The organism is Cellulomonas biazotea, assembly GCF_004306155.1.
Classification (GTDB): Bacteria; Actinomycetota; Actinomycetes; order Actinomycetales; family Cellulomonadaceae; genus Cellulomonas; species Cellulomonas biazotea.
On the sequence record NZ_BIMR01000350.1, the window covers coordinates 1 to 1,386 of the forward strand.

General features: G+C 75.4%; 1 protein-coding gene. It reads left to right on the forward strand.

Annotation, left to right across the window (positions count from 1 at the left end):
- The coding region (argH, locus tag CBZ_RS18345) for an argininosuccinate lyase (RefSeq protein WP_130782907.1) at window positions 1-1,247 on the forward strand (1,247 nt) is incomplete at its 5' end.
- Window positions 1,248-1,386 lie beyond the last annotated feature (139 nt).

Sequence of the window (1,386 nt, forward strand, 5' to 3'; positions counted from 1 at the left end):
ACGACGAGCTCACGGGCATGGTCGACGCGCTCGAGCGGCTGCGTGCCGACGTGGCGTCGGGGGCGTTCGGCCCGGCGCCCGACGACGAGGACGTGCACACGGCGCTCGAGCGCGGCCTGATCGAGCGCGCGGGCACGGACCTCGGCGGCAAGCTGCGGGCCGGCCGGTCGCGCAACGACCAGATCGCGACGCTCGTGCGGATGTACCTGCGCGAGCAGTCGCGCACCCTGTCCGGGCTCGTGCTCGACGTGGTCGACGCGCTCGTCGCGCAGGCCCGCGCGGCGGGCGAGGCAGCCATGCCGGGGCGCACGCACCTGCAGCACGCCCAGCCGGTGCTCCTCGCGCACCACCTGCTGGCGCACGCGTGGCCGCTGCTGCGCGACGTCGAGCGCTTCACCGACTGGGACCGCCGCGCCGCGGTGTCGCCCTACGGCTCGGGCGCGCTCGCGGGGTCCTCGCTCGGGCTCGACCCGGCGGCCGTCGCGGCCGACCTCGGCTTCGACGGCCCCGTCGAGAACTCGATCGACGGCACGGCGTCGCGCGACGTCGTCGCGGAGTTCGCGTTCGTCGCCGCGATGACGGCGGTCGACCTGTCGCGCCTCGCGGAGGAGGTCATCCTCTGGGCGACCAAGGAGTTCGGCTTCGTGCGCCTGCACGACGCCTACTCCACGGGGTCGAGCATCATGCCGCAGAAGAAGAACCCCGACGTCGCGGAGCTCGCGCGCGGCAAGGCCGGGCGGCTCGTCGGCGACCTCACGGGTCTGCTCACGACACTCAAGGGCCTCCCGCTCGCGTACAACCGCGACCTGCAGGAGGACAAGGAGCCGGTGTTCGACCAGGTCGACCAGCTCACCGTCCTGCTGCCGGCCTTCGCGGGCATGGTCGCGACGCTCACGTTCGACACCGAGCGGATGGCGTCGCTGGCCCCGCAGGGCTTCTCGCTCGCGACCGACATCGCGGAGTGGCTCGTCCGCGAGGGCGTGCCGTTCCGGGTTGCGCACGAGGTGGCCGGGGCGTGCGTGCGAGCGTGCGAGGAGCGCGAGCCCGCGATCGAGCTGTGGGACCTCACGGACGACGACCTCGCCGCGATCTCGCCGCACCTGACGCCGGGCGTCCGCTCGGTGCTCACGGTGCCCGGCTCTCTGGCCTCGCGGTCCGCCTACGGCGGCACGGCCCCGGTGCGCGTCGCCGAGCAGCTCGAGCGGGCTGCCGCGCGGGCGACCGAGCTGAGGTCGTGGGTGTCCTGACGTCGCCGACGGACGACCGCGACCCGGCGCCGGACCGGGTCGCGGCCGCGTCGACGGCCGAGGCGCGTCCGGCTGTCCACGGGGCGTCCGCCGGAGCGGCCGGGGGCCGTCGGGACGCGCCGCGCGACGCCGGCGAGAC